The following is a 21,826-nucleotide window of genomic DNA, read 5'->3' as shown; positions in this document are numbered from 1 at the left end:
GATGAGCCGGAATACGGCACAGGCGGGTTTATACCGGGAAGGGGGCTTTGCAACCCCTTGGCGGGTATCGAACCGTCTCAGCCGGCGGCGAGCGGGGCGAGGGTCAGGTCATGGCTGAAGATTGACAGCAGCAGCCGCGCCGCACGCCCGCGCGGCGTGGCGGACAGCGTCGGGTCCTTCTGCAACAGCAACTCCGCGTCCTTATGCGCCATGCGGATCAGCCCGGCATGGCGCTGCGGGTCCACCAGGCGGCGGCCGATATGGCCGGCCTGGCGCATGCCGAGGGCATCTCCGCCGCCACGGAATTCCAGGTCGGCATCGGCGATGACGAAGCCATCCTCCGTGTCGCGCAGCACAGAGAGCCTGCGCTGCTCGGAGTCGTTCAGTTCGGCGGAGGGCAGCAGCAGGCAGAAGGACTGTGCCGAGCCCCGCCCGACACGCCCACGCAGCTGGTGCAGCGCCGCCAGACCGAATCGTTCCGCCTGTTCGATGATCATGATGGTCGCTTCCGGCACGTCAACGCCGACCTCCACCACCGTCGTCGCCACCAGCAGCTGGGCCCGGCCGGCGGCGAAATCCTGTAGCGCGGCCTCGCGCACCTCCAGCTTCTGCGCGCCATGGGCCAGCCGGACCTTGTCTCCGAAGATGGCCGCGAGTTCGGCATAGGTGGTCTCGGCCGCCACGTTGTCATGGCGCTCGCCTTCCTCCACCGCGCGCACCACCCAATAGGCGCGGTGCCCCGCCGCGAAGGCGGCGCGCAGGCGCGTGGTCAGTTCCCCCCGCCGGTCACGGCTGATGATGCGGGTGACGATCGGCTGCCGCCCGGCGGGGCGGCCGCTGAGGCGGCTGGTGGCCATCTCCCCCCACTGGGTCAGCAAAAGGGTGCGGGGGATCGGCGTGGCGGTCATCACCAGCACATCCGTGGTACCCTTCTCCGTCAGCGCCAGCCGCTGCGCGACGCCAAAGCGGTGCTGCTCGTCCACCACCACCAGGCCGAGGTCACGGAACACCACCCCGTCCTCGATCAGGGCATGCGTGCCGATCACCAGCGGGATGGAGCCATCCGCCAGACCGGCCAGCACCCGCTTGCGCTCCTTCCCCTTCACCGATCCGGCCAGAAGGACGCATTCCACCCCGGCGGCGCCGGCCAGCCGCTGGAAGGTCCGCAGGTGCTGGCGGGCGAGCAGCTCGGTGGGGGCCATGATGGCCGCCTGGGCGCCGCCTTCCACCGCCCGCAGCATGGCCAGCAGAGCCACCAGGGTCTTGCCCGAGCCGACATCGCCCTGCAGCAGGCGCAGCATGCGGGTAGGGGCCGCGAGATCGGCATCGATCTCGGCCACGGCCTTCACCTGTGCCTCGGTGGGAGGAAAGCCGAAGGCGGCGAGGGCGGGCCGGCGGAGATGCCCGTCGCCCAGCAGGCGGCGGCCGGGGCGCCGCATCACGGTCCGCCGCACCAGCCCGATGGCGAGTTGCCCGGCGAGGAGTTCGTCATAGGCCAGCCGGTCACCGGGCGCTTCCTCCGGCAGCTCAGCCGGGGCCTGCAACAGCTGCAGCGCCAGGTCGAAGCTCGGCCAGCGGCGCCGCGCGAGCAGCGGGGCATCATGCCATTCCGGCAATCCGGGCAATTGCTCCAGTGCGGCCGCCATGCCCTTGGCGACGTCCTTCTGCCCCAGCCCCTTGACCAGCGGCCATACCGGCTGGACCTCCGGGATGGTGTCCGGTGGCGATACATAGTCCGGCGCGTCCATCTGCCAGCGGTCACGGAACAGCTTCAGCTTGCCCGAGACGCGACGCTCCGACCCTTCCGGGTAGTGGCGCTCCAGCCAGGGGCCCAGCCAGCGCTGGCGGCCGAAATAGATCAGGTCCAGGGCCCCCGCCCGGGAGTCGCATTGCACGACCCATGGCTGTGAAAGGCCGCGCGGGGCGCAGACCCGGTGGATGCGGACGGGCAGGGTGGCTACCTCCCCCTCGCGAGCCTGGGCGGAACGGCGGTCCTGATAGCGTTCCGGCAAATGGAACAGGAGGTCGAGCAGGCGCTCCCCCTCCACCGCCTGGGCAAGCCGCTTCACCTTTTCCTCGGGGAGCGGCAGGCTGCTCAGGGGTGCGAAAAGCACGAAGTTCCGATCTTGTTCCGCCACTTGGGCTGACACGATTCCCATCGCCCTCTATATGCCAGCCTCCGGAGGCGCCGACATGTCCGATCAAGACAACCCACACCCCGAGCTTTCGCCGCGCCGCCGCCGGCTGCTGTTTCGGGCGCACCACCGCGGCACCAAGGAAGCCGACCTGATGATCGGCCGCTTCGTCGCGCGGCATATCGCCAGCTTCAGCGAAGCGGAACTCGACGAGCTGGAAGGGGTTCTGGAATTGTTGGATGTGGACCTGGCCGAATGGCTCACCGGCCGCAGCCCGATCCCTGCGGAGGTGATGACCCCGATGCTCTCCCGTATGGCCGAGGAATGCTCCCGTTCCGGCGCCGGCCTGCCTGAGGGTGCCCGCCGCGGATGACCGCGCTCACGGTTCATGGGGCACCCGAGGGCTTCGACGCGCTGCTGCTGGCGCGCCGTCGCGCGGAGGCGAAGGGGCATGTGCTGCATGTCTGCCGCGACGACGCCCGCATGGCGCGGATGCAGGATGGCCTGGCCTTCTTCGCCCCCGGCGTCGAGGTCCTGAGTTTCCCCGCCTGGGATAGCCTGCCCTATGACCGTGTCTCCCCGAACGGGGAGCTGGTGGCGGAGCGGGTGGCCACCCTGACCCGGCTGCTGGAGGGCAGCAGCAAGCCGCGCATCGTGCTGACCACCGTCAATGCGCTGGTGCAGCGGGTCCCACCCGCGGAGACCTTCGCCGATGCCACGCTGCACCTGAAGAAGGGCGGGCGCATCGGGCCGGAGAAGCTGGCGGGATTCCTGGAAGCCAATGGCTACGGCCGCACCGCCACGGTGATGGAGCCGGGCGAATACTCCGTGCGCGGCGGGATCGTGGACCTCTATCCGGCGGGCGAGCCGGAACCGGTGCGGCTTGACCTCTTCGGCGATGAGATCGAGAGCCTGCGCCGCTTCTCGCCCGAGACCCAGCGCAGCGGTCAGGAAATCAAGGAGCTATGGCTGCGGCCGGTGGGCGAGGTCGTTCTGGACGAAGCCTCCATCGCCCGTTTCCGCAGTGGCTACCGTGATCTCTTTGGCCCGGCCGCGGGGGATGATCCGCTCTACGTCTCCATCTCCGCCGGCCGGCGCCACCCAGGCATGGAGCACTGGGCCGGGCTGTTCCATGAACGGATGGCGACGCTGCTGGATTATATTCCCGGCGCCTCCGTCAGCCTCGACTACCAAGCCGAGGACGCGCTGGAAGCGCGCCTCGAGATGATCGAGGACCACTACCAAGCCCGCAAGGGGCCCGGACGGGATGGGGAGGTGCCTTATCGGCCGGTGCCACCAGGCCGCCTCTACCTGGACCGGCGCGGCTGGGACGCCATGCTCTCCGGCGGACCCCTGCTGCGCTTCGACCCTTTCCCCAAGGCTGACGGCGCCGAGGGTATCGAGGCCGGCGGCCGGCCCGGACGGCTCTATGCCGAGGTGCGGACGGCGGGAGAGAATGTCTTCGCCGCCTATCGCGAGCAGGCAGAGGCGCAGGCCAAGCAGGGCTTGCGGCCGGTGCTCGCTGCCTGGACCAAAGGGTCGCGTGAGCGTCTGGGCAACCTGCTGCGGGAGAACAAGGTTCCCGCCCAGACCGTGGATGACTGGTCCGCCGCCCGCAAGCTGCCCACCGGTGTGGTGGCGCTGGCGGTGCTGGGCGTGGAGCGCGGCTTCATCGGCCCGGCGGATGAGAAGGCGCTGGCGATCGCCCTGACCGGCGAGCAGGACCTGCTGGGCGACCGCATCGCCCGCCCGCCGCGCCGCCGGAAGCGTGCCGACCAGTTCATCGCCGATGCGACGGAGATCGCCGAGGGCGACCTGGTGGTGCATCAGGACCACGGCATCGGCCGCTATGACGGCCTCTCGACCATCGAGGTCTCAGGCGCGCCGCATGACTGCCTACGGCTGATCTATGACGGCGGGGACAAGCTCTTCCTGCCGGTCGAGAATATCGAGCTGCTCTCCCGCTTCGGCAGCGACAGTGCCGGGGTGGCGCTGGACAAGCTGGGCGGCGCTTCCTGGCAGAACCGCAAGGCCAAGGCCAAGCAGCGTATCGCCGACATGGCCGGGCAGCTGATCCGCGTCGCCGCCGAGCGGCAGATGAAGGAGGCGCCGCTCGCAACGCCGCCTGAAGGAGCCTGGGACGAGTTCTGCGCCCGCTTCCCCTTCGCCGAGACGGAGGACCAGCAGCGCGCCATCGCGGACGTGTTGGAGGATCTGGCCAGCGGCCGGCCCATGGACCGGCTGATCTGCGGCGATGTGGGCTTCGGCAAGACCGAGATCGCCCTGCGTGCCGCCTTCGTCGTCGCCATGACCGGCGCCCAGGTGGCGGTGGTGGTGCCGACTACACTGCTCTCCCGCCAGCATTTCCGCACGTTCTCCGCACGGTTCGCGGGAATGCCCGTCAAGGTGGCGCAGCTCTCCCGCATGGTCACGGCCAAGGAGGCAGCGCAGGTCAAGGCGGGGCTCGCCGATGGCTCGATCAATGTCGTCGTCGGCACCCATGCGCTGCTGGCCAAGGGCATCACCTTCGCCGATCTCGGCTTGGTCATCGTGGATGAGGAGCAGCATTTCGGCGTCTCCCACAAGGAGCGGCTGAAATCGCTAAAGGCCGATGTCCATGTGCTGACGCTCACGGCCACGCCGATCCCGCGCACCCTGCAACTGGCCCTGACGGGCGTGCGAGAAATGAGCGTCATCGCCACGCCGCCGGTGGACCGCCTGGCCGTGCGCACCTTCATCATGCCCTTTGATGCCGTGGTGGTGCGGGAGGCCATCCAGCGCGAGCGCTTCCGCGGCGGGCAGATCTTCTGCGTGGTGCCGCGGCTGGAGGACCTGCCGAAGATGGCCTCCCGCCTGGCCGAGATCGTGCCGGAGGCGCGGACCGTGCAGGCCCATGGCCGCCTCTCGCCTACCGAACTCGAGCGGGTGATGACCGAGTTCGGCGACGGCAAATACGACATCCTGCTGGCAACCAATATCGTCGAGAGCGGGCTGGACATGCCGGCAGTGAATACGCTGATCATCTACCGCGCCGACATGTTCGGGCTCGCGCAGCTCTATCAGCTTCGTGGGCGCGTCGGGCGTGGCAAGCAACGTGGCTATGCCTACCTGACCTGGCCTGCCACCCAGCGGCTGTCGGTTGCCGCCGAGAAGCGGCTGGCGGTGATGCAGACCCTGGATAACCTCGGCGCCGGCTTCACCCTGGCCAGTCATGACCTGGACATCCGTGGCGCCGGCAATCTGCTGGGTGACGAGCAGTCCGGCCATGTACGGGAGGTCGGGATCGAACTCTACCAGCAGATGCTGGAGGAGGCGGTCGCCAACCTGAAAGCCGGCCAGGGCAGGCGTGGCGAGATTGAGGACCGCGACTGGACCCCGCAGATCAACCTGGGCCTGCCCGTGCTGATCCCGGAGACCTACGTTTCCGACCTGCCTGTCCGGCTGGGCCTGTACCGCCGCATCGGCGGCCTCGCCGGCGATGCGGAAGTGGAAGCCATGGCCGCTGAACTGGCGGACCGCTTCGGCCCGCTGCCGCCGGAGGTGGAGAACCTGTTGCAGGTGGTTTCCATCAAGCACCATTGCCGCCAGGCGGGCGTGGAGAAGCTGGATGCCGGCCCCAAGGGCATCGTTATCACCTTCCGCCGCAACAACTTCGCCAACCCGGCAGGGCTGGTGGAATGGGTGACGGCGCAGAAGGGGCTGGTGAAGCTGCGGCCGGACCATAAGCTGGCCATGGTGCGGGAGATGGATCTGCCCACACGCGTCCGGGCGAGCAGGGACATGTTGGCGTCGCTGGCGAAGGTCGCGCGGCAGGTGAGGAAGGCCGCCTGAACGCGGCCTTCGCCGCGACCGCTTTTGGTGGTCGGCTCTACCGGCCAGAGGCGGGGCGTTCCTGGCCGCCACGCCGGCTGCCCATCCACTGAATTCCTCCAGGGCCGAGGCGGGGTTGAAATTGCGGTGGAGCGAGGAGGTAATCGGCAGAGGAGGCGGACAGATTGACCGGTGGGAAACACGAGGCCGCCTGAGTTGAGAGGTCGACTTAGAATTCCGCCGCCTCCGCCAGGGCCACATCCATCAGCCGCTCCAGCACCTCCGGCTCCTGTGCCCCGGCGATGGCATGGCCACCTGCGGCGCCATGGCGACCGGACATGACGAAGCAGGGCACGCCGTTGATGCCGAGGCGGTGGGCCCGCAGGTTCTCGGCATGCACCGCATCGGCGTCCAGCCCGCTGACCAGGAAGCGCCATGCGGCTTCCCGCTCCAGCCCCACCAGCACCGCCAGCCGCGCCAGCACCGAGGGATCGGCGATATCCTGGCCCTGGGTGAAATGCGCCTCGAAGAGCAGGTCCACTGTCGGGGCAGCCATCCCATGCTGCGCGGCGAAGCGTACGAGGCGATGTGCATCCACCGATGGCGGCACGCGGCGCATCAGGTCGAAGCGGAAGCTGATGCCTTCCGCCTTGCCCAGTTCGGCCAGAGTAGCATTCAGGCGCCGAGCCCGCTCCTCCCCGCCGAACTTCCGCAGCATGGACTCCTGCCTCTGGGGCCCGTTGCCGCCATTGTCGGGATTGAGCAGGAATGGCCGCCAGCGGAGTTCCGCATGGATATCGGGCCGGCGTTGCAGCGCGCGCCGCAGCCTGCGGATGCCCAGGAAGCACCAGGGGCAGACGAGGTCGAAGACCACCTCAATCTCGAGCTGGCCGGTGGGAGGGGAGAGCAGGTTCACGCCGCCATCATAGAGCGGCGGCGCCCTGCGGCGGGAGTCTGCATGCAAAGTTTTGTCCGCTGAGCGAAAAGGCGGTTTTTCAGCCTTGTAGTAAAGATTCCTGACTCCTAATTTGAACGATCTTGAGCAGGATCTTGGCAACACCGCATGATGGCGGGCTCGCATATCGCCTTGGGGGCGGCCGCCTGGTTCGTTGCCGCGCCACGCTTCGGCATGCCGGCGCTGGACCCTGTCTCGATCGGGCTGGCGGTCTTCGGATCGCTTCTGCCGGATATCGATCACCCCAAGTCCTGGGTGGGCAAGCGGGTCTGGCCGATCTCGTTGATCTGCGGGCGGATCTTTGGCCACAGGGGCATGACCCATTCGCTCATCGCGATCAGCGGCTGCATTGCCCTGCTGCTCAGTGAGCAGCTCTCGGTAGCTTTCACGGCACCGCTGGTCGTGGGCTATCTCTCGCACCTGGCGGCGGACCTGCTGACACCGGGAGGGCTGCGCCTCGCCTGGCCGCTGAGAGGCGTCTGGTCCTTGCCCCTCTGCCGCACCGGCTCACCCTTCGAGCCGCTGGTGGTGGCGCTGGTGCTCTCCTGGGCCTGGGGCAACACCGCCGAGAAATTCGATCTGAAGGACGGGCTGCGCGCCGCCGGCGTCTGCCGCCTGCTGGCGCCCGAACTGCCCTCGCTCTGCGAGGCGGAAGCCGTTGCCAAGACCCCCCGTTCCGGCTGGCAGGGCCTGGCCTGGGTAGGAGAGACCGCGCCGGCCGTGATCCGCCGCTAGGGGCGTGCTGGCGGATGGGGTGGGATTCGAACCCACGGTAGAGTTGCCCCTACGGCGGTTTTCAAGACCGCTGCCTTAAACCACTCGGCCACCCATCCGGAGGCTGGTATGTGATCGCGCCTTGCCCGCAACCAAGCGGGGCCTTGTGCGTAACGCCCTTGCGGTCAGAAGGAAAGTCTATGCGCGCAAAAGTCTCGGTCCTGCTCTCATTTATGATGGCGGGCGGCATGCCCCTCGCGGCCTCCGCCCAGGACCTCGTCGCGCCGGTCGGGGGAGCGGTCGCTATCGCGCCCTCCATCGCCCCGGACCAGGCACCACCGCCCGATCCACATGGCACCTTCAACTTCTCCGTCGAGAATGACGTCTTCGGGGGCGGCACCGACCGCTATTACACCAACGGCTTCCAGTTTGCCTGGCGCTCTCCCTCGGCCGATCTGCCGCGGCCGCTCGCCTGGCTGAATGACCAGCTTGAATGGGTGCTGGGCCCGGGCACGCTGCGCTGGGGCGCCGCCTTCGGCCAGGCGATCTATACGCCTCAGGACACGCAGAGGCGAAATCCTGACCCGAGGGACCGGCCCTATGCCGGCTATCTCTATGGTGCCGTCGCCCTGAACCGCACGACGGAATTGACCTCCCGCGCCCTGGAGTTGCAGCTCGGCGTGGTCGGACCCTCGGCTCTGGGCGAATTCGTGCAGAACAACTACCACGACCTGCTGAACATCCGGAACACGGAGGGTTGGGACTACCAGCTCAAGGACGAACCGGCCTTCACCGCCATCTATGACCAGAAGCGTCGCTTGCCGATGGGCAGCCTCGGCGGCGTGGATTTCGAGTTCATTCCCTCCGCCACGGTCAGCCTGGGCAATGTGCAGACCTATGGCGCGCTGGGAGGGCTGGTGCGCCTGGGCCAGGGGCTGGATACGGATTTCGGGCCGCCGCGCATCCGTCCGGCCCTGAGCGGCAGCAACTGGGTCCAGCCGCGCGGCCGCTTCGAGTGGTATCTCTTCGCCGGTGTCGAGGGCCGTGCCGTGCTCCGGGACATCTTCCTGGATGGCAATACCTGGCGCGACAGCCGCAGCGTCGACAAGCGGCCTCTGGTGGGGGATTTCCAGGTGGGCGCGGCGGTCGTCTGGCATGGCGTCCGCTTCGCCCTGACCCAGGTCTGGCGAACCGAGGAATTTTATGGCCAGAATGGCAGGCAGCGCTTCGGTTCCCTGAGCGTTTCCTTCCGCTTCTGAGCCGTTGCCGATGTGCGATGTGAAAAGCCAAGGTTGTCCTGCCGGCGGCAGGCGTGGCATTGCTGCGCCATGCTGAACCGCCGTAGCCTGATCGCCCGATTCGGAGTCGTCCCCTTGCTGCTGGTAGGGGGCGCGGCAGAAGCGCAAGCTGCCAGCTTCCAGGAATTCCTGGGCGGCGTCGCCGCCGAGGCGCGTGGGAAGGGGGTTTCGCAAGCCACGCTTCAGCGCGCGCTCGGCTCCATCCGGCCCAACGACAAGGTGCTGGAGCTGGACCGCCGGCAGCCGGAATTCACCCTCACCTGGGATCAGTACCGGGATGGCCGCGTCTCCGCCCAGCGGGTGGAACGGGGCCGTAAGGCCTTCATGGACAACCAGGGGCTGCTGGAGGCGATCGGCGCCCGCTATCAGGTCAGCCCGCGCGTTATCGTGGCCGTGTGGGGGCTCGAGACGAATTACGGCGGCTTCACCGGCAACTTCAATGTCGTCGAGGCGCTGGCGACGCTGGCCTGGGAAGGCCGCCGCGCCAGCTTCTTCCGCGCCGAGCTGATGGCGGCGCTCCGCATCCTGGAGAAGGGCGACGTCACGCCGGAACGGATGCGCGGCAGCTATGCCGGCGCCATGGGCCACCCGCAGTTCATGCCGACCAGCTTCGAGCGGCTGGCGGTAGACTTCAATGGAGATGGGCGCCGGGACATCTGGGATGACCGGGCCGACGCGCTCGCTTCCATCGCCAACTACCTGGCCCGCAGCGGCTGGCGCAGCGATGAGCGGTGGGGCAGGGAGGTGCGGCTGCCCGGCAGCTTCAACCCCAGCATCGCCGGCCGCACCAACCGGCGCCCGCTCCGGGACTGGGTGCGGATGGGCGTGACCGCTTCCGATGGCTCGCCCCTGCCTCCACTGGATATGGACACGGCGATTTTGCTGCCCGGCGGTGCCGGCGGCCAGGCATTCGCGGTGTATCAGAACTTCAATGTCATCCGGCGCTATAATCCCTCGGATTACTATGCACTGGTGATCGGGCTGCTCTCCGACCTCGTGGCATGACGACTTGCCCTCGCCGGCTCGCGCTGTTGCTGCCGCTGCTCGCGGCCTGCACGCCCAGGCCGCCAGGGCAGCAGTCCCAGCCACGCTATACGGTTGGCGGCCCCTATGAGATGGGTGGCACCTGGTCTTATCCGCAGGAGGATTTCGCCCTGCGGGAGACCGGGCTGGCAACGGTGATCCCGGATACGGGCACCGGGCGGGTCACCGCGAATGGGGAGGTCTATGACCCCACGCTGCTGACCGCAGCGCACCGGACGCTGCAGCTTCCGGCCGTTCTGGCGGTCACCAACCTGGAGAACGGCCTGACGCTGCGCGTGCGGGTCAACGACCGTGGGCCGGCCCAGGCCGGACGTGTCGTGGCACTGTCCCGCCGGGCGGCCGACCTGCTGCGCGTGTCGCCTGCTGGCACGCAGGTTTCGGTCGCCGTCGATGCCGAGTCCTCGCGGGCGCTGGCGGCGGGGCTGCCGCAGCCGGAATCCTCCCGCATCGCCATCGACACCGCGCCGCGCGAGGCATTGCAGACGGAGATCCTGGCCCCACCACCCGGTGCACGCATCGCGGAGCAGGTACGCCAGGGCCGCGATGTCATGCCCGCCGCCGCCGCGACGGCCGAGCCGGTTGCCGTAGTGCCGGAGCGCCTGCCGGAACGACTTGTCCAGGGCCACGCGCGGCCAGGGCAGCTTTTTGTGCAGGCCAGCAGCTTCACGACCAGGGACGCGGCACAGCGGCAGGCCGCGCGTCTGCCGGGGGCACGCGTCGAGGCGCTCGGGGCCGGGCGCTCCGCGGAGTATCGCGTGCGCCTCGGCCCCTATGGATCTGTGGCGCAGGCCGATGCAGCACTTGAGATGACACGCCGGTCGGGCGTATCCGGGGCACGCATTCTGGTCGACTGAGTTCAGGGGGAGTTCTTTAGCCATGCCGCATCGCCGCGAACTGTTAGGCGGCACCGCCGCGTTGCTGGCTGCCGGGGCGCTGGGCGGGCCGGCGGTCGCGCAGCGGCGCGCGCCGGCCCGAGCAGCCGCCGCTCCGCCGCCGAGCTCGCCGGCCAGCACGCCGCTGGGGCCAGTCGATACCCAGGCGAAGCAGGCTATGCTGGTGGATTGCGACACCGGAGCCGTGCTGCTGGAGAAGAACGCGGACGAGAGGATGCATCCCTCTTCCATGTCGAAGCTGATGACGATGTATGTCGTCTTCGACCTGCTCAAGCAGGGGCGGCTGCAGATGGAGCAGACCTTCCCCGTCAGCGAGAGGGCCTGGCGGATGGGGGGCTCCAAGATGTTCGTGGAGCTCGGCAGCGAGATCAGCGTCAGCGACCTGTCGCATGGCGTGATCGTGCAGTCCGGCAACGATGCCTGCGTCGTGCTGGCAGAGGGGATCAGCGGCAGCGAGCAACAGTTCGCCGAGTTGCTGAACGAATACGGCAAGCGCATCGGGCTGAAGGACAGCACCTTCCGCAATGCGACCGGCTGGCCGGACCCCGAGCATATGATGACCTGCCGCGACCTCTCCATCCTGGCCCGGCGGCTGATCAACGACTTCCCTGAATATTACTCCCTGTACAACGTCCGCTCCTTCCAGTGGCATGGCATCAGCCAGGAGAACCGGAATCCGCTGCTGGGCCGGGTGCCGGGCGCCGATGGCCTGAAGACCGGCCATACCGAGAATGCCGGCTATGGCCTGACGGGCACCGCAAAGCGCGGCGACCGGCGGTTGATCCTGGTGGTGAACGGCCTGGCCTCCATGCGGATGCGTGGCGAGGAATCCGAGCGCCTGATCGAATGGGGCTTCCGGGAATTCGAGAACGTCACGCTGTTCCGCGCCTCCGACACCGTGGAGGAAGCGCCGGTTTATCTGGGCGACCGCGCCACCGTGCCGCTGGTGGGCGGACGTGACCTGGTGATGACGCTGCCACGGCAGTGGCGCCGCAACCTGACAGTCAAGCTGCGCTATGACAGCCCCGTTCCGGCGCCGATCGCCAAGGGGCAGGAACTCGGCCAGATCGAGATCTCCGGTCAGGGCGTGCCGCCGATGGCACTGCCGCTCTATGCCGGAGCGGATATCGGGCGCCTCGGCGTGATCTCCCGCATCCCGGCGGTTATCGGCCGCTGGGTCTCGGGCTGACGTGGCGACTTCCAAGGCGCGCTTCATCACGCTGGAAGGCGGGGAAGGCGCTGGCAAGACAACCCTGGCGCGCCGGCTGGCCGGGGCGCTCGCCTCGCTCGGCCTGCCTGTGCTTCGCACGCGCGAGCCGGGCGGGGCGCCGGGCGCCGAGGCGCTGCGCGGATTGTTGCTGCATGGCGGCGTTGCCTGGGACCCGGTTGCCGAGGCCATGCTGATGTTCGCCGCCCGGCGGGAGCATCTGGCCAAAACCATCCAGCCGGCCCTGGAGGCCGGGATCTGGGTGATCTGCGATCGCTTCGCTGATTCCACGCTGGCCTATCAGTGCCACGGTCATGGGCTCGATCCGCAGGTGTGGCACAAGCTGGCCGAGGTGGCGCTCGGTCCCTTCGCGCCGGACCTGACGCTGGTGCTGGACCTGCCGCCGGAGCAGGGGATGGCACGCGCCCAGGCTCGCGGCACGCCGGACCGCTTCGAACGTCTTGGCGCGGAATATCATGCACGGGTGCGCGAAGGGTTCCGCGCCATCGCCGCCGCCAACCCTGAGCGCTGCACGATCATGGATGCCACGCAGGGGCCGGACGAGGTCTTCGCAGCTGCAAGTCTGGCGCTGCGGGAGCGGCTGGGGCTGGCGCTATGAATCTGCCGCCGGAACCCCGGTCCAATCCCGACCTGGCTGGTCATGACCATGCGGCCCGGGCCCTGGCGGATGTCGCCAATTCCGGGCGGATGCACCACGCATGGCTGCTGACCGGCCCCAGGGGCGTGGGCAAGGCGACGCTCGCCTTCCGCTTCGCGCGCTGGCTGCTGGCAGGCCGGCCGGAGACCGAGCCGCCGCTTTATCTGCCGCCGGAGCACGCCACCTTCCGCCGCGTCGCGGCCGGCGGGCATGCCGATCTGCGTAACCTGGCGCCGAATGCGGGTGAGCGCGGCGTGAAGATGATGATCCGCGTTGACGAAGTGCGTCAGGTTCCGCGCTTCCTGTCGCTGACCGCGGCCGAGGGCGGCTGGCGCATCGTGCTGATCGAGCAGGCGGAGGCCATGAATGCCGAGGCACAGAATGCCCTGCTGAAAACGCTGGAGGAACCGCCTCCGCGCGCGCTGCTGCTGCTGACCACCGCTGCCCCGGACCGGCTGCTGCCGACCATTCGCAGCCGCTGCCGCCGGGTGGACCTGTTCCCGCTCGTGCCGTCGCAGATGGATCTGCTGCTGGGCCGTTGGCTGCCGGAACTGGACGCCGGGCAGCGCGCTGCCCTGGCACGGATCTCCGGTGGTGCCCCGGGGCGCGCCCTGGAGCTGGCGGAAGGCGAGGGGCTTGCCCTGCAGGCGGAGGTGGACAACTTCCTTGGCAGCCTGCCGCGGCCGGACCCCCGCGCGCTGCACCAGCTTGGCGACCGGCTGGCGGCGAAGCGGGACGGGAGCGCCCTGGTGATGTTCTTCGACCTGCTGCGCGCCACCCTGGCCGCGGCCATCCGGGAAGCGGGGCGGGGCGGTGAGATGGCGCCTTATCTGGCGGCACGGCCGCTTGCCGATTGGGCCTCGCTGTGGGACATCCTGGGCCGGCTGGCCGACGAGACCGAAACCCTGAACCTGGACCGCAAACAGGCGGTACTGAGTGGTCTGTCCCGACTGGCCTCGCGCTGAGGACCTGAAGATCATGACGAGCGAGCGGCGCTTCTATCTGACGACGCCCATTTATTACGTGAACGACAGGCCGCATATCGGCCATGCCTATACTTCCCTGGCCGCCGATGTGCTGGCGCGGTGGAAGCGGCTGAACGGACATCAGGTCTTCTTCCTGACGGGCACGGACGAGCACGGGCAGAAGGTGGAGAAGGCGGCCGAGGCGCGCGGGATGGACCCGCAGAGCTTCACCGACGAGGTCAGCCAGGCCTTCCGCACCCTGACGGCGCGGATGAACTTCTCCAACGACGACTTCATCCGCACGACCGAGGAGCGGCACAGGCTGGCCTGCACGGCGCTCTGGAAGCGGCTGGAGGAGCGGGGCGAGATCTATCTCGGCCATTACGAGGGCTGGTATGCCGTGCGGGACGAGGCCTTCTATGGCCCCGACGAGATCACGGAGAAGGAGGGCCAGAAATTCGCCCCGACCGGCGCGCCGGTCGAGTGGGTGAGGGAGCCATCCTACTTCTTCCGCCTTTCCGCCTGGCAGGACCGGCTGCTGGCCTTCTACGATGAGCATCCCGACTTCATCGCGCCGCCCAGCCGGCGGAACGAGGTGATCAGCTTCGTCAAAAGCGGACTGACCGACCTCTCCATCTCCCGCACCTCGTTCAAGTGGGGTGTGAAGGTGCCGGGAGATGAGTCCCATGTGATGTACGTCTGGCTGGATGCGCTGACAAACTACATCACTGCGCTTGGCTATCCCGATGAAAATTCGGCTCTTTGGCCGTTCTGGCCGGCTGATGTGCATTTCGTCGGCAAGGACATCCTGCGCTTCCATGCCATCTACTGGCCCGCATTCCTGATGGCGGCCGGCCTGCCGGTGCCGCGCCGCGTCTTCGCGCATGGCTGGTGGACCAATGAAGGCCAGAAGATCTCCAAATCGCTGGGCAATGTCATCGACCCGCTGGCGCTGGTGGAGCAGTACGGGCTCGACCCCGTGCGGTTCTTCCTGCTGCGGGAGGTGCCCTTCGGCAATGATGGCGACTTCAGCCGCAGGTCGCTCGTTCAGCGCCTGAACAGTGAGTTAGCGAACGATCTTGGCAACCTGGCACAGCGGACGCTCTCGCTGATCCAGCGGAACTGCGATGGCCTGCTGCCGCCCGCCGGCGAGCCGCACCCCGCGGATGCCGAGTTGCTGGATGCCGCAGCGGCACTGGCAGAGCGCGTCGATGAAGCCTTGCAGCGTCAGGCCTTCCATGAGGCGCTGGAGCGTATCCAGTCTGTGTCTCGCCTGGGTAATTCCTGGATCGACGCGCAGAAGCCCTGGGCCTTGAAGAAGACGGATACTGTCCGCATGGCCAGCGTGCTGCGCCATCTGCATACCGCCCTTCGCAGCTTGGCGACTGTGCTGCAGCCTTTCATGCCCGATACTATGGCGCGGATGCTGGACCAACTCGGTGTGCCGGCCGAGGCACGCAGTCTCTCCGCGCTGGCCGCGCCGCTGGCGGACGGCACGCCGCTGCCGCCGCCCAGCCCCTTGTTCCAGAAGATCCAGGACGACGCTGCCTGATGCTGGTCGATAGTCACTGCCACCTCGACTACTATAGCGAGGATGAAATCGGCGAGATCCTCTCCCGCGCCGAGGAGGCCGGGGTAGGTCAGATGGTTTCCATCGGCGTCCGCATGAGCCAGGCGTCTACCGTAAAGGCCCTGGCGGAACGCTTCCCCCAGGTCTGGGGTACCGTGGGGGTGCATCCTCAGAATGTGGGCGAGGGGCCTCTGCCGGAGGTCGATGAGATCGTCGCGGCTGCCGAGCACCCGCGTATCATCGGGATCGGCGAAAGCGGGCTGGATTACTTCTATGACAAGGCCCCGCGCGAGGTTCAGCAGGACGGCTTCCGCCGCCATATCCGCGCGGCGCAGTTGAGCCAGTTGCCGCTGGTCATCCATGCGCGGGATGCCGACGAGGATATCGCAGCCATTCTGCGGGAGGAGCGGCAGCGGGGCGGGTCTTTCCCATTCCTTCTTCACTGCTTTAGCTCAGGGCGCGATCTTGCTGAAAATGCTGTTGAAATGGGTGGATATGTGTCCTTCTCGGGCATTCTGACCTTCCCGAAATCGACTGAAATTCGGGAGATCGCGAAGGCCGTGCCGGAAGACCGTCTGCTGGTGGAAACGGACGCGCCCTACCTTGCGCCTGTGCCGTTTCGTGGCAAACGGAACGAGCCTTCATACGTTGCCCATACAGCGCGCGTCCTGGCCGAAGTGAAGCAGATGGAGCCTTCAGCCCTGGCTGATCTGACCACCAGAAACTTCCATTCCTTGTTCAAGAAGGCCGTCTGACGCCTTGTCTTTGAAGGTTACTATACTCGGCTGCGGGGGTTCTGCCGGGGTGCCCATGCTCGGTGGCCCTGATGGCAGCGGCGACTGGGGCCGCTGTGACCCGAACGAGCCCCGGAACCGGCGCTCGCGCTCATCAGCCCTGATCGAAAGCGAGGATGGGCGGGCGCTGCTGGTGGATGCGGGGCCTGACCTGCGCCAACAGTTGCTGGCGAGCCGGGTCCAGCGGGTGGATGCGCTGGTCGTGACCCACGGGCATGCCGACCACATCATGGGTCTGGATGAGTTCCGGCCACTCAACCGGATCATGGGCCGGGCTATCCCGGCTTTCGGCACGTCCGACACCCTGGACGAGTTACGCAGGCGCTTCGACTACGTCTTCCTCGAACCCACACCACCGGCTTTCTACCGGCCAGCTCTGACGCAGCAGGCGATCGAGCCAAGCGGGGTTTGGGAGATGGCCGGCTTCCCGGTCCAGGTCTTCATACAGGACCATAAGGTCATGGAGACACTGGGGCTCCGGATCGGTGCCTTTGCCTATTCCACGGATGTGGTGGCGATGCCCGAGGATAGCTTCGCTCAACTGGAGGGGCTCGACACCTGGGTTGTCGGCTGTTTCCAGCGCAAGCCGCATCCGGTCCACGCGCATCTGGACCTGGTAATGAGTTGGGTGGAACGGCTGAAGCCAAGGCGCACAGTGCTGACCCATATGGGCACCGATCTGGACTGGGCCTGGATGCGGGAGCATCTGCCAGAAGGGATCGAAGCCGCCCATGATGGCTTGGTCCTCAACGTGCCCGGCTGAAATTTTACATAATATATATTATCCGTCGTTAGGACTGCCATGACCGCTGCCCCCTCTGACGCCCTTCTTCGCCTTCTCGGCATCATGGCGCGGCTGCGGGCCCCGGATGGCTGCCCCTGGGACCGCGTGCAGGATTTTGCTTCCATCGCGCCCTACACCATTGAAGAAGCCTATGAAGTCGCGGATGCCATCGCCCGACGGGATATGCCGGCTCTGAAGGACGAGTTGGGCGACCTGCTGTTCCAGGTCGTCTACCACGCCCGCATGGCCGAGGAAGCCGGCGACTTCGACTTCACAGCGGTAGCCACCGCCATCGCCGACAAGATGATCCGCCGCCACCCGCATGTCTTCGGCGAGGCCGCGGCCCGCGATGCTGAAGCGCACACAACGGCATGGGAGGTTCAGAAGCAGGCCGAGCGGGAAGCACGGCGGGAAACCGGCACCCTGGCGGGCATTCCCGTCGCCCTGCCCGCCCTGACCCGCGCCAATAAGCTGGCGCGCCGCGCTGCCCGGGTAGGCTTCGACTGGCCGCATCCCGAGGCGGTGCTGGAGAAGCTGGCTGAGGAAACGGCCGAGTTGCGTGCTGAAATCCCCGAGGCATCCAAGTCTCGGTTGCAGGACGAACTGGGCGACATGCTGTTTGTCATGGTGAATCTGGCCCGCAAGCTGGACCTCGACCCCGAAACCTGCCTGCATGCCGCCAATGCCAAGTTCGAGCGCCGCTTCAATGCCGTCGAAGCGCTTCTTGCCGAGCGTGGCCTGTCGCCCGCCGATGCCGGGCTGGAGGCCATGGAAGAGGCTTGGCAGGATGTGAAAAGACGCGAAAGTTAATCGCGCCTTTTCTTTCATTCGTCCAGCAAGGCCGATTTGATCGCCTGCCAGCTCGCTTTGTCCGGCGCGGCGATCAGCCCGCCGCCCGTATGCGTCGGCAGATACTCGCTGCCGTCGAAACGGGCGCTGTAACCACCGGCCTCCCGGTGCAGCAGCCAGCCCGGCAGATGGTCCCAGGGCATGAGCTTGTTGTAGATGGTGAAGTGGGCACCGCCCGAAGCCACCAGCCGATACTCATGTGCCGCGCAGCGGAACTGCACGCCTGATGCCAGCCGCGACAGGCGTGAGGTCACCCGGCTGCGTACCGGCTCTGTCATCCAGGTCCAGGAGACGGCGCCGGTCATCCTCTCCACCGGCACGGGCGCAGCCACCTTCAACTCGGTGCGGCCATACTGAGGGTGTTCGATCCAGGCCCCCTCGCCCCGCAGCGCGACGGCCGTATCGTCGCCCAAGGGGTCGTGGATCCAGGAGGCCACCACCTCCCCCTTCACGACCGCCGCCGCCATGCAGCCGAAGAGTGGGACCCCGGCGGCAAAATTGGCGGTGCCATCCACCGGGTCCACCACGAAGGTGAGATCCACCCCGGCCAGCCGTGCCAGCAGGCCAGGATCGGCGGCCTGGGCCTCCTCGCCCACCACCACGCAGCCGGGAAAGCGCGCCAGCAGGTCACGCGTGATCTGCCGTTCCGCCGCCTCGTCGGCGTCAGTCACCAAGTCCGTGGGGCCGGACTTGGTGCGGATGGCGCCGGCCGGAAGTCGACGGAAGCGTGGCAATATCTCGGCCCGCGTCGCGTCGCGCAGGATCGTGGCAACATCCCCCGCCATGCGGTGATCGAAGCGCATCTTGGTCCTTCAGCTCTGCTCGAAGCGGGCGCGGTCGGCCGGCGAAAGCCGGACTTTCAGGTGAATGCTCTCATCGGCATCCTCGCGGGAGAGCACTTCGCCGTGCTGGTAGAGCCAGGCGATACGTGCCCCATCCGCGGGGGCAAGAAGATATTCCACCGTCTCCATCCCCGCCGCCAGGCGCGTGTCCAGCGCTCGCCGCAAGACGTCCAGCCCCTCCCCCGTCAGCGCCGAGACAGCGACGGCCGAGCCATCAGTGCCCGGTACATCGGCGATGCCGCCCAAGAGATCCGCCTTGTTCAGTACCTCGATGGTGCGGCCGGACCAGTGTTCATCCAGTGCGGGATCGGGACCGGAGGCCATCTCCGACAGCACACCCAGCACATCGGCGCGCTGCGAGGCGGTATCGGGATGCGCCACATCCCGCACATGCAGGATGATATCCGCCGCCGCCACCTCTTCGAGCGTGGCGCGGAAAGCCTCGATCAACTGGGTCGGCAGGTCGCTGATGAAGCCCACGGTATCGGACAGGATCACCGTCCGGCCGCTGGGCAGGCGGATCGCCCGCATGGTCGGGTCCAGCGTGGCGAACAGCTGGTCCTGGGCATAGACGCCGGCGCCGGTCAGGGCATTGAACAGCGTCGACTTGCCAGCATTGGTATAGCCCACCAGCGCCACCACCGGGAAAGGCACGCGGGTGCGCGCGGTCCGGTGCAGGCCACGGGTGCGCCGCACCTGCTCCAGCTCCTTCTTCAGCTTCACGATCCGGTCGCCGATCAGCCGGCGGTCGATCTCGATCTGACTCTCACCCGGGCCGCCCAGGAACCCGAAGCCGCCACGCTGCCGCTCAAGATGGGTCCAGGACCGCACGAGGCGGGTGCGCTGATATTCCAGATGCGCCAGCTCGACCTGCAGGGAACCCTCGCGCGTGCGGGCCCGCTCGCCGAAAATCTCCAGGATCAGGCCGGTCCGGTCGATGACCTTGCAGCCCCAGGCGCGCTCCAGGTTCCGCTGCTGCACAGGCGTCAGCGCGGCATCGACGACGACGACGCCCACCTGGTGTTCTTCGATCTCGTGCTTGGCTGCCTCCACCTGCCCCTCACCCAGCAGGGTCGAAGGCCGGCGCGTACGCAGCGGGAAGGCCGCGCTATGCACGATGGTCAGGCCGATCGAGGCAGCCAGCCCTACGGCTTCAGCCAGTCGTGCCTCGGCGGCCCGGCTGGCGCTGCGCTGATCGGGAAAAGCGAGAACGCCTGCCTCGGTTCCTGGCAGGCGCGCGGGCCGCTCATGCGGCAGCAGGACGGCGGCAAGCATCGGCTTGCCGCCCGTGCCCGTCTCAGTCGGAGGAGCCGACAGGGTTGACCTCACGTTGCAATGTCATGGTACCCTCACGGGTCACGGTTGCGGTAGCGCCCTGGGCAGAGCCCGCGCCAGCGCCGGCGGCGGCAGCATCGAACAGCATGATCGGCGCGCCCGGCATCACGGTGCTGATGGCGTGCTTATAGACCAGTTGCGTATGCCCGTCCCGACGCAGCAGGACGGAAAAGTTGTCAAACCAGGTGATGATGCCCTGGAGCTTGACGCCATTGACCAAAAAAATCGTCACGGGCGTTTTGCTTTTACGAACATGGTTCAGGAACACGTCCTGCACGTTCTGGGACTTCTCGGCGGCCATTGGCTCGGTCCTTCTTCTTCTTGGCGAGCCGCCATTTCTGTCATTCCGTCTTGGGTAGACCCACATCGGGATGCGCGACTTCGCCCCGGTTCGCGGAGTGCAAACCGGTTCGCGCGCAAGATCATGCGAAGTGGGGTGTCTTGGCAAGACCAAGCAATCGCTCCGCCAGCACATGGCCGTTGGCAAAAGCCAGGTCTGGTGCCGCGGCTGCCATGCCGCCATCATGGCCCGCATCTCCCAGCAGCACCGCCGAGCAGCCTGCCATCCGCGCGGCCTGCATGTCCACCCCGGTATCGCCGATGAACCAGACCTCCGGCCCAGGGGCAATGCCCAGCATCTTCAGGGCCAGTATGACCGGCGCGGCGGAGGGCTTATCCGCCTCCGCGTCGCCTGCTCCGACCAGGGCACCGAAGCGGGATGCCCAACCCAGATGCGTGGCCTCGGCCCGCAGGATCGGCCCCTGCTTGTTGGAGACAATGCCCTGAGGCCAGGCCGCGGCGGCGGCCAGTGCCGCCGGAATACCCGGCATCGGCGTGATCAACTCCAGGTGCCTGGCCCGCACCTCGGCGTAGAAGATATCCCGCGCCCTCTCCCACTCGTCGCCGAAGAGAGAGGGAAAGGATTCGCGCAGGGAAAGGCGGGCGCGGGCCCGCACCTCCTCAACCGACCACTCCGGCATACTGAAGGCTCGCAGCGCCGCGTTCATGCCGGCCTGCACTCCGGCCCAGGCGTCGACCAGGGTGTTGTCCCAGTCCCAGAGGATGGCGCGCGGGCCCGGCAGGCTCATGCCGCGTTCCGGACCCCGCCCTTCACATGCCGGGCAAAGATCTCGAAGAGCCTGGTCGTCACCGGGCCGGGCGTGCCGTCGCCGACGGGTGCGCCGTCGATCTTCAGGATCGGCTTCACGAAGGAGGTGGCGGAAGTGATGAAGGCCTCGCGCGCGCGCTTCATCTCATCGACGGTGAATTCCCGTTCGTCGAAGGCAATGCCTTCCTGCTGCATCTCAGCCATCAGCGCGCTGCGCGTACATCCCGGCAGGATGGCATGCGACAGGCCGCGGGTGCGGATGGCGCCAGTCTCGTCCACGATCCAGAAGCTGGTGGCCGCGCCCTCGGTCACGATTCCCGTCGCTTCCTCGTAGAGGATGGCCTCGACGGCTCCCTGCTCCTTGGCCGCCTGCCGGGCCAGCACATTGGGCAGGAGGTTGATGCTCTTGATATCCCGGTGCTTCCAGCGGAGGTCGGGCAGCGTGATCGCGTTGCCGCCCCAGTTGGCGATGCTGGTGGGATAGGGCTTGATGCGCTTGACCGTCACGACCAGCGCGGGCTGCACTGGCTGGGTCGGGAAAGGATGGTCCCGGTGGGCGACGCCACGCGTCACCTGCATGTAGAGCAGCCCTTCCGTGACGCGGTTCTTGCGGGCGACTTCCTTCAGCACGTGGGAGAGCGCCGCGCGGGTCAGCGGCATCGGCAGCCGGATTGCCTTCAGGGAGCGCTCAAGCCGGTCCAGATGCCGGTCCTCATCGATAAAGCGGCCGTCATAGAGGTGCACGACCTCGTAGATGCCATCGCCGAACTGGTAGCCGCGATCCTCGACATTCACGCTGGCCTCCCGTTGCGGCAGGTAGCGGCCATTCACATAGGCGATGCGGGACATAGGCGGGTCTCTATCC

Annotated in this window: 20 protein-coding genes and 1 tRNA gene; 13 read left to right on the top strand and 8 right to left on the bottom strand. The window is 67.5% G+C overall.

Features of this window, described 5'->3' with window-relative positions:
- Positions 1 to 77 precede the first annotated feature (77 nt).
- Positions 78 to 2,159, bottom strand: coding sequence for an ATP-dependent DNA helicase RecG (gene recG, locus IAI58_RS11310; RefSeq protein ID WP_207447448.1), 2,082 nt, complete (start codon positions 2,157 to 2,159; stop codon positions 78 to 80).
- A 34-nt stretch (positions 2,160 to 2,193) separates the two neighbouring features.
- On the opposite strand from recG, the gene IAI58_RS11305 reads away from it, so the two are divergent.
- Both IAI58_RS11305 and mfd read left to right on the top strand, forming a co-directional pair.
- A complete protein-coding gene (locus IAI58_RS11305) occupies positions 2,194 to 2,508 on the top strand; it encodes an FAD assembly factor SdhE (RefSeq protein ID WP_207447446.1) in 315 nt (104 codons plus the stop codon).
- Positions 2,505 to 5,966: a transcription-repair coupling factor gene (gene mfd, locus IAI58_RS11300; protein ID WP_207447444.1), complete on the top strand. Its 3,462-nt coding sequence runs from the start codon at positions 2,505 to 2,507 to the stop codon at positions 5,964 to 5,966. The genes IAI58_RS11305 and mfd overlap by 4 nt, the downstream gene beginning before the upstream one ends.
- Before the next feature lie 208 nt (positions 5,967 to 6,174).
- Here mfd and IAI58_RS11295 read toward each other — a convergent pair whose 3' ends face one another.
- Positions 6,175 to 6,909 carry a DsbA family oxidoreductase gene (locus tag IAI58_RS11295; protein ID WP_237182427.1) on the bottom strand — a complete coding sequence of 245 codons (735 nt, stop codon included), beginning with the start codon at positions 6,907 to 6,909 and terminating at the stop codon, positions 6,175 to 6,177.
- A gap of 99 nt (positions 6,910 to 7,008) precedes the next feature.
- Here IAI58_RS11295 and IAI58_RS11290 point away from each other — a divergent pair, with 99 nt between their 5' ends.
- Positions 7,009 to 7,635, top strand: a complete 627-nt coding sequence (locus IAI58_RS11290) for a metal-dependent hydrolase (protein ID WP_207447443.1) — start codon at positions 7,009 to 7,011, stop codon at positions 7,633 to 7,635.
- An 8-nt stretch (positions 7,636 to 7,643) separates the two neighbouring features.
- Here the strand turns inward: IAI58_RS11290 and IAI58_RS11285 are convergent.
- A tRNA-Ser gene (locus IAI58_RS11285) sits at positions 7,644 to 7,733 on the bottom strand.
- A gap of 129 nt (positions 7,734 to 7,862) precedes the next feature.
- On the opposite strand from IAI58_RS11285, the gene IAI58_RS11280 reads away from it, so the two are divergent.
- The 10 genes from IAI58_RS11280 (at position 7,863) to mazG (ending at position 17,637) form a co-directional block, all read left to right on the top strand.
- The gene (locus IAI58_RS11280) at positions 7,863 to 8,873 is read left to right on the top strand and encodes a lipid A deacylase LpxR family protein (protein WP_237182426.1); all 1,011 of its coding nucleotides are present in this window, start codon (positions 7,863 to 7,865) and stop codon (positions 8,871 to 8,873) included.
- 69 nt (positions 8,874 to 8,942) lie between these two features.
- Positions 8,943 to 9,917 (top strand): lytic murein transglycosylase, encoded by a 975-nt coding sequence (locus IAI58_RS11275; protein WP_207447441.1) that lies wholly within the window; start codon positions 8,943 to 8,945, stop codon positions 9,915 to 9,917.
- A complete protein-coding gene (locus IAI58_RS11270; RefSeq protein ID WP_207447440.1) occupies positions 9,914 to 10,810 on the top strand; it encodes a septal ring lytic transglycosylase RlpA family protein in 897 nt (298 codons plus the stop codon). The genes IAI58_RS11275 and IAI58_RS11270 overlap by 4 nt, the downstream gene beginning before the upstream one ends.
- A 22-nt stretch (positions 10,811 to 10,832) precedes the next feature.
- Positions 10,833 to 12,038: a D-alanyl-D-alanine carboxypeptidase family protein gene (locus IAI58_RS11265; protein WP_207447439.1), complete on the top strand. Its 1,206-nt coding sequence runs from the start codon at positions 10,833 to 10,835 to the stop codon at positions 12,036 to 12,038.
- A 1-nt stretch (position 12,039) separates the two neighbouring features.
- Positions 12,040 to 12,675: a dTMP kinase gene (gene tmk / locus IAI58_RS11260; RefSeq protein WP_207447438.1), complete on the top strand. Its 636-nt coding sequence runs from the start codon at positions 12,040 to 12,042 to the stop codon at positions 12,673 to 12,675.
- Positions 12,672 to 13,679 (top strand): DNA polymerase III subunit delta', encoded by a 1,008-nt coding sequence (locus IAI58_RS11255; RefSeq protein WP_207447437.1) that lies wholly within the window; start codon positions 12,672 to 12,674, stop codon positions 13,677 to 13,679. Before tmk ends, IAI58_RS11255 begins: the two co-directional genes overlap by 4 nt.
- A 13-nt stretch (positions 13,680 to 13,692) precedes the next feature.
- Entirely contained in the window at positions 13,693 to 15,231 is a 1,539-nt protein-coding gene (gene metG, locus IAI58_RS11250; protein WP_207447436.1) for a methionine--tRNA ligase, read from the top strand.
- Complete coding sequence (locus IAI58_RS11245) at positions 15,231 to 16,004, top strand: TatD family hydrolase (protein ID WP_207447434.1); 774 nt, start codon at positions 15,231 to 15,233, stop codon at positions 16,002 to 16,004. The genes metG and IAI58_RS11245 overlap by 1 nt, the downstream gene beginning before the upstream one ends.
- A 55-nt stretch (positions 16,005 to 16,059) precedes the next feature.
- Complete coding sequence (locus tag IAI58_RS11240) at positions 16,060 to 16,806, top strand: MBL fold metallo-hydrolase (protein WP_207447432.1); 747 nt, start codon at positions 16,060 to 16,062, stop codon at positions 16,804 to 16,806.
- Positions 16,807 to 16,845: 39 nt separating this feature from the next.
- Entirely contained in the window at positions 16,846 to 17,637 is a 792-nt protein-coding gene (gene mazG / locus IAI58_RS11235; protein ID WP_207447430.1) for a nucleoside triphosphate pyrophosphohydrolase, read from the top strand.
- A gap of 14 nt (positions 17,638 to 17,651) precedes the next feature.
- Here the strand turns inward: mazG and IAI58_RS11230 are convergent, their stop codons facing one another.
- From IAI58_RS11230 to IAI58_RS11210, 5 genes are all read right to left on the bottom strand, one after another.
- Positions 17,652 to 18,479 carry an inositol monophosphatase family protein gene (locus tag IAI58_RS11230; RefSeq protein WP_207447428.1) on the bottom strand — a complete coding sequence of 276 codons (828 nt, stop codon included), beginning with the start codon at positions 18,477 to 18,479 and terminating at the stop codon, positions 17,652 to 17,654.
- A gap of 9 nt (positions 18,480 to 18,488) precedes the next feature.
- On the bottom strand, positions 18,489 to 19,793 hold the full coding sequence (hflX, locus tag IAI58_RS11225; protein WP_237182425.1) for a GTPase HflX: 1,305 nt from the start codon (positions 19,791 to 19,793) through the stop codon (positions 18,489 to 18,491).
- Between the two features lie 22 nt (positions 19,794 to 19,815).
- Positions 19,816 to 20,154 (bottom strand): RNA chaperone Hfq, encoded by a 339-nt coding sequence (gene hfq, locus IAI58_RS11220; protein WP_207447426.1) that lies wholly within the window; start codon positions 20,152 to 20,154, stop codon positions 19,816 to 19,818.
- A 121-nt stretch (positions 20,155 to 20,275) separates the two neighbouring features.
- Positions 20,276 to 20,941, bottom strand: coding sequence for an HAD family hydrolase (locus IAI58_RS11215; RefSeq protein ID WP_207447424.1), 666 nt, complete (start codon positions 20,939 to 20,941; stop codon positions 20,276 to 20,278).
- Positions 20,938 to 21,810 carry a D-amino-acid transaminase gene (locus tag IAI58_RS11210; protein ID WP_207447422.1) on the bottom strand — a complete coding sequence of 291 codons (873 nt, stop codon included), beginning with the start codon at positions 21,808 to 21,810 and terminating at the stop codon, positions 20,938 to 20,940. Before IAI58_RS11210 ends, IAI58_RS11215 begins: the two co-directional genes overlap by 4 nt.
- Positions 21,811 to 21,826: the final 16 nt, after the last annotated feature.

It is taken from the genome of Roseomonas marmotae, from assembly GCF_017654485.1.
Lineage (GTDB): Bacteria > Pseudomonadota > Alphaproteobacteria > Acetobacterales > Acetobacteraceae > Pseudoroseomonas > Pseudoroseomonas marmotae.
Note: the sequence above shows the minus strand (reverse complement) of the source record. Positions and strands in the feature narration are given on the sequence as shown.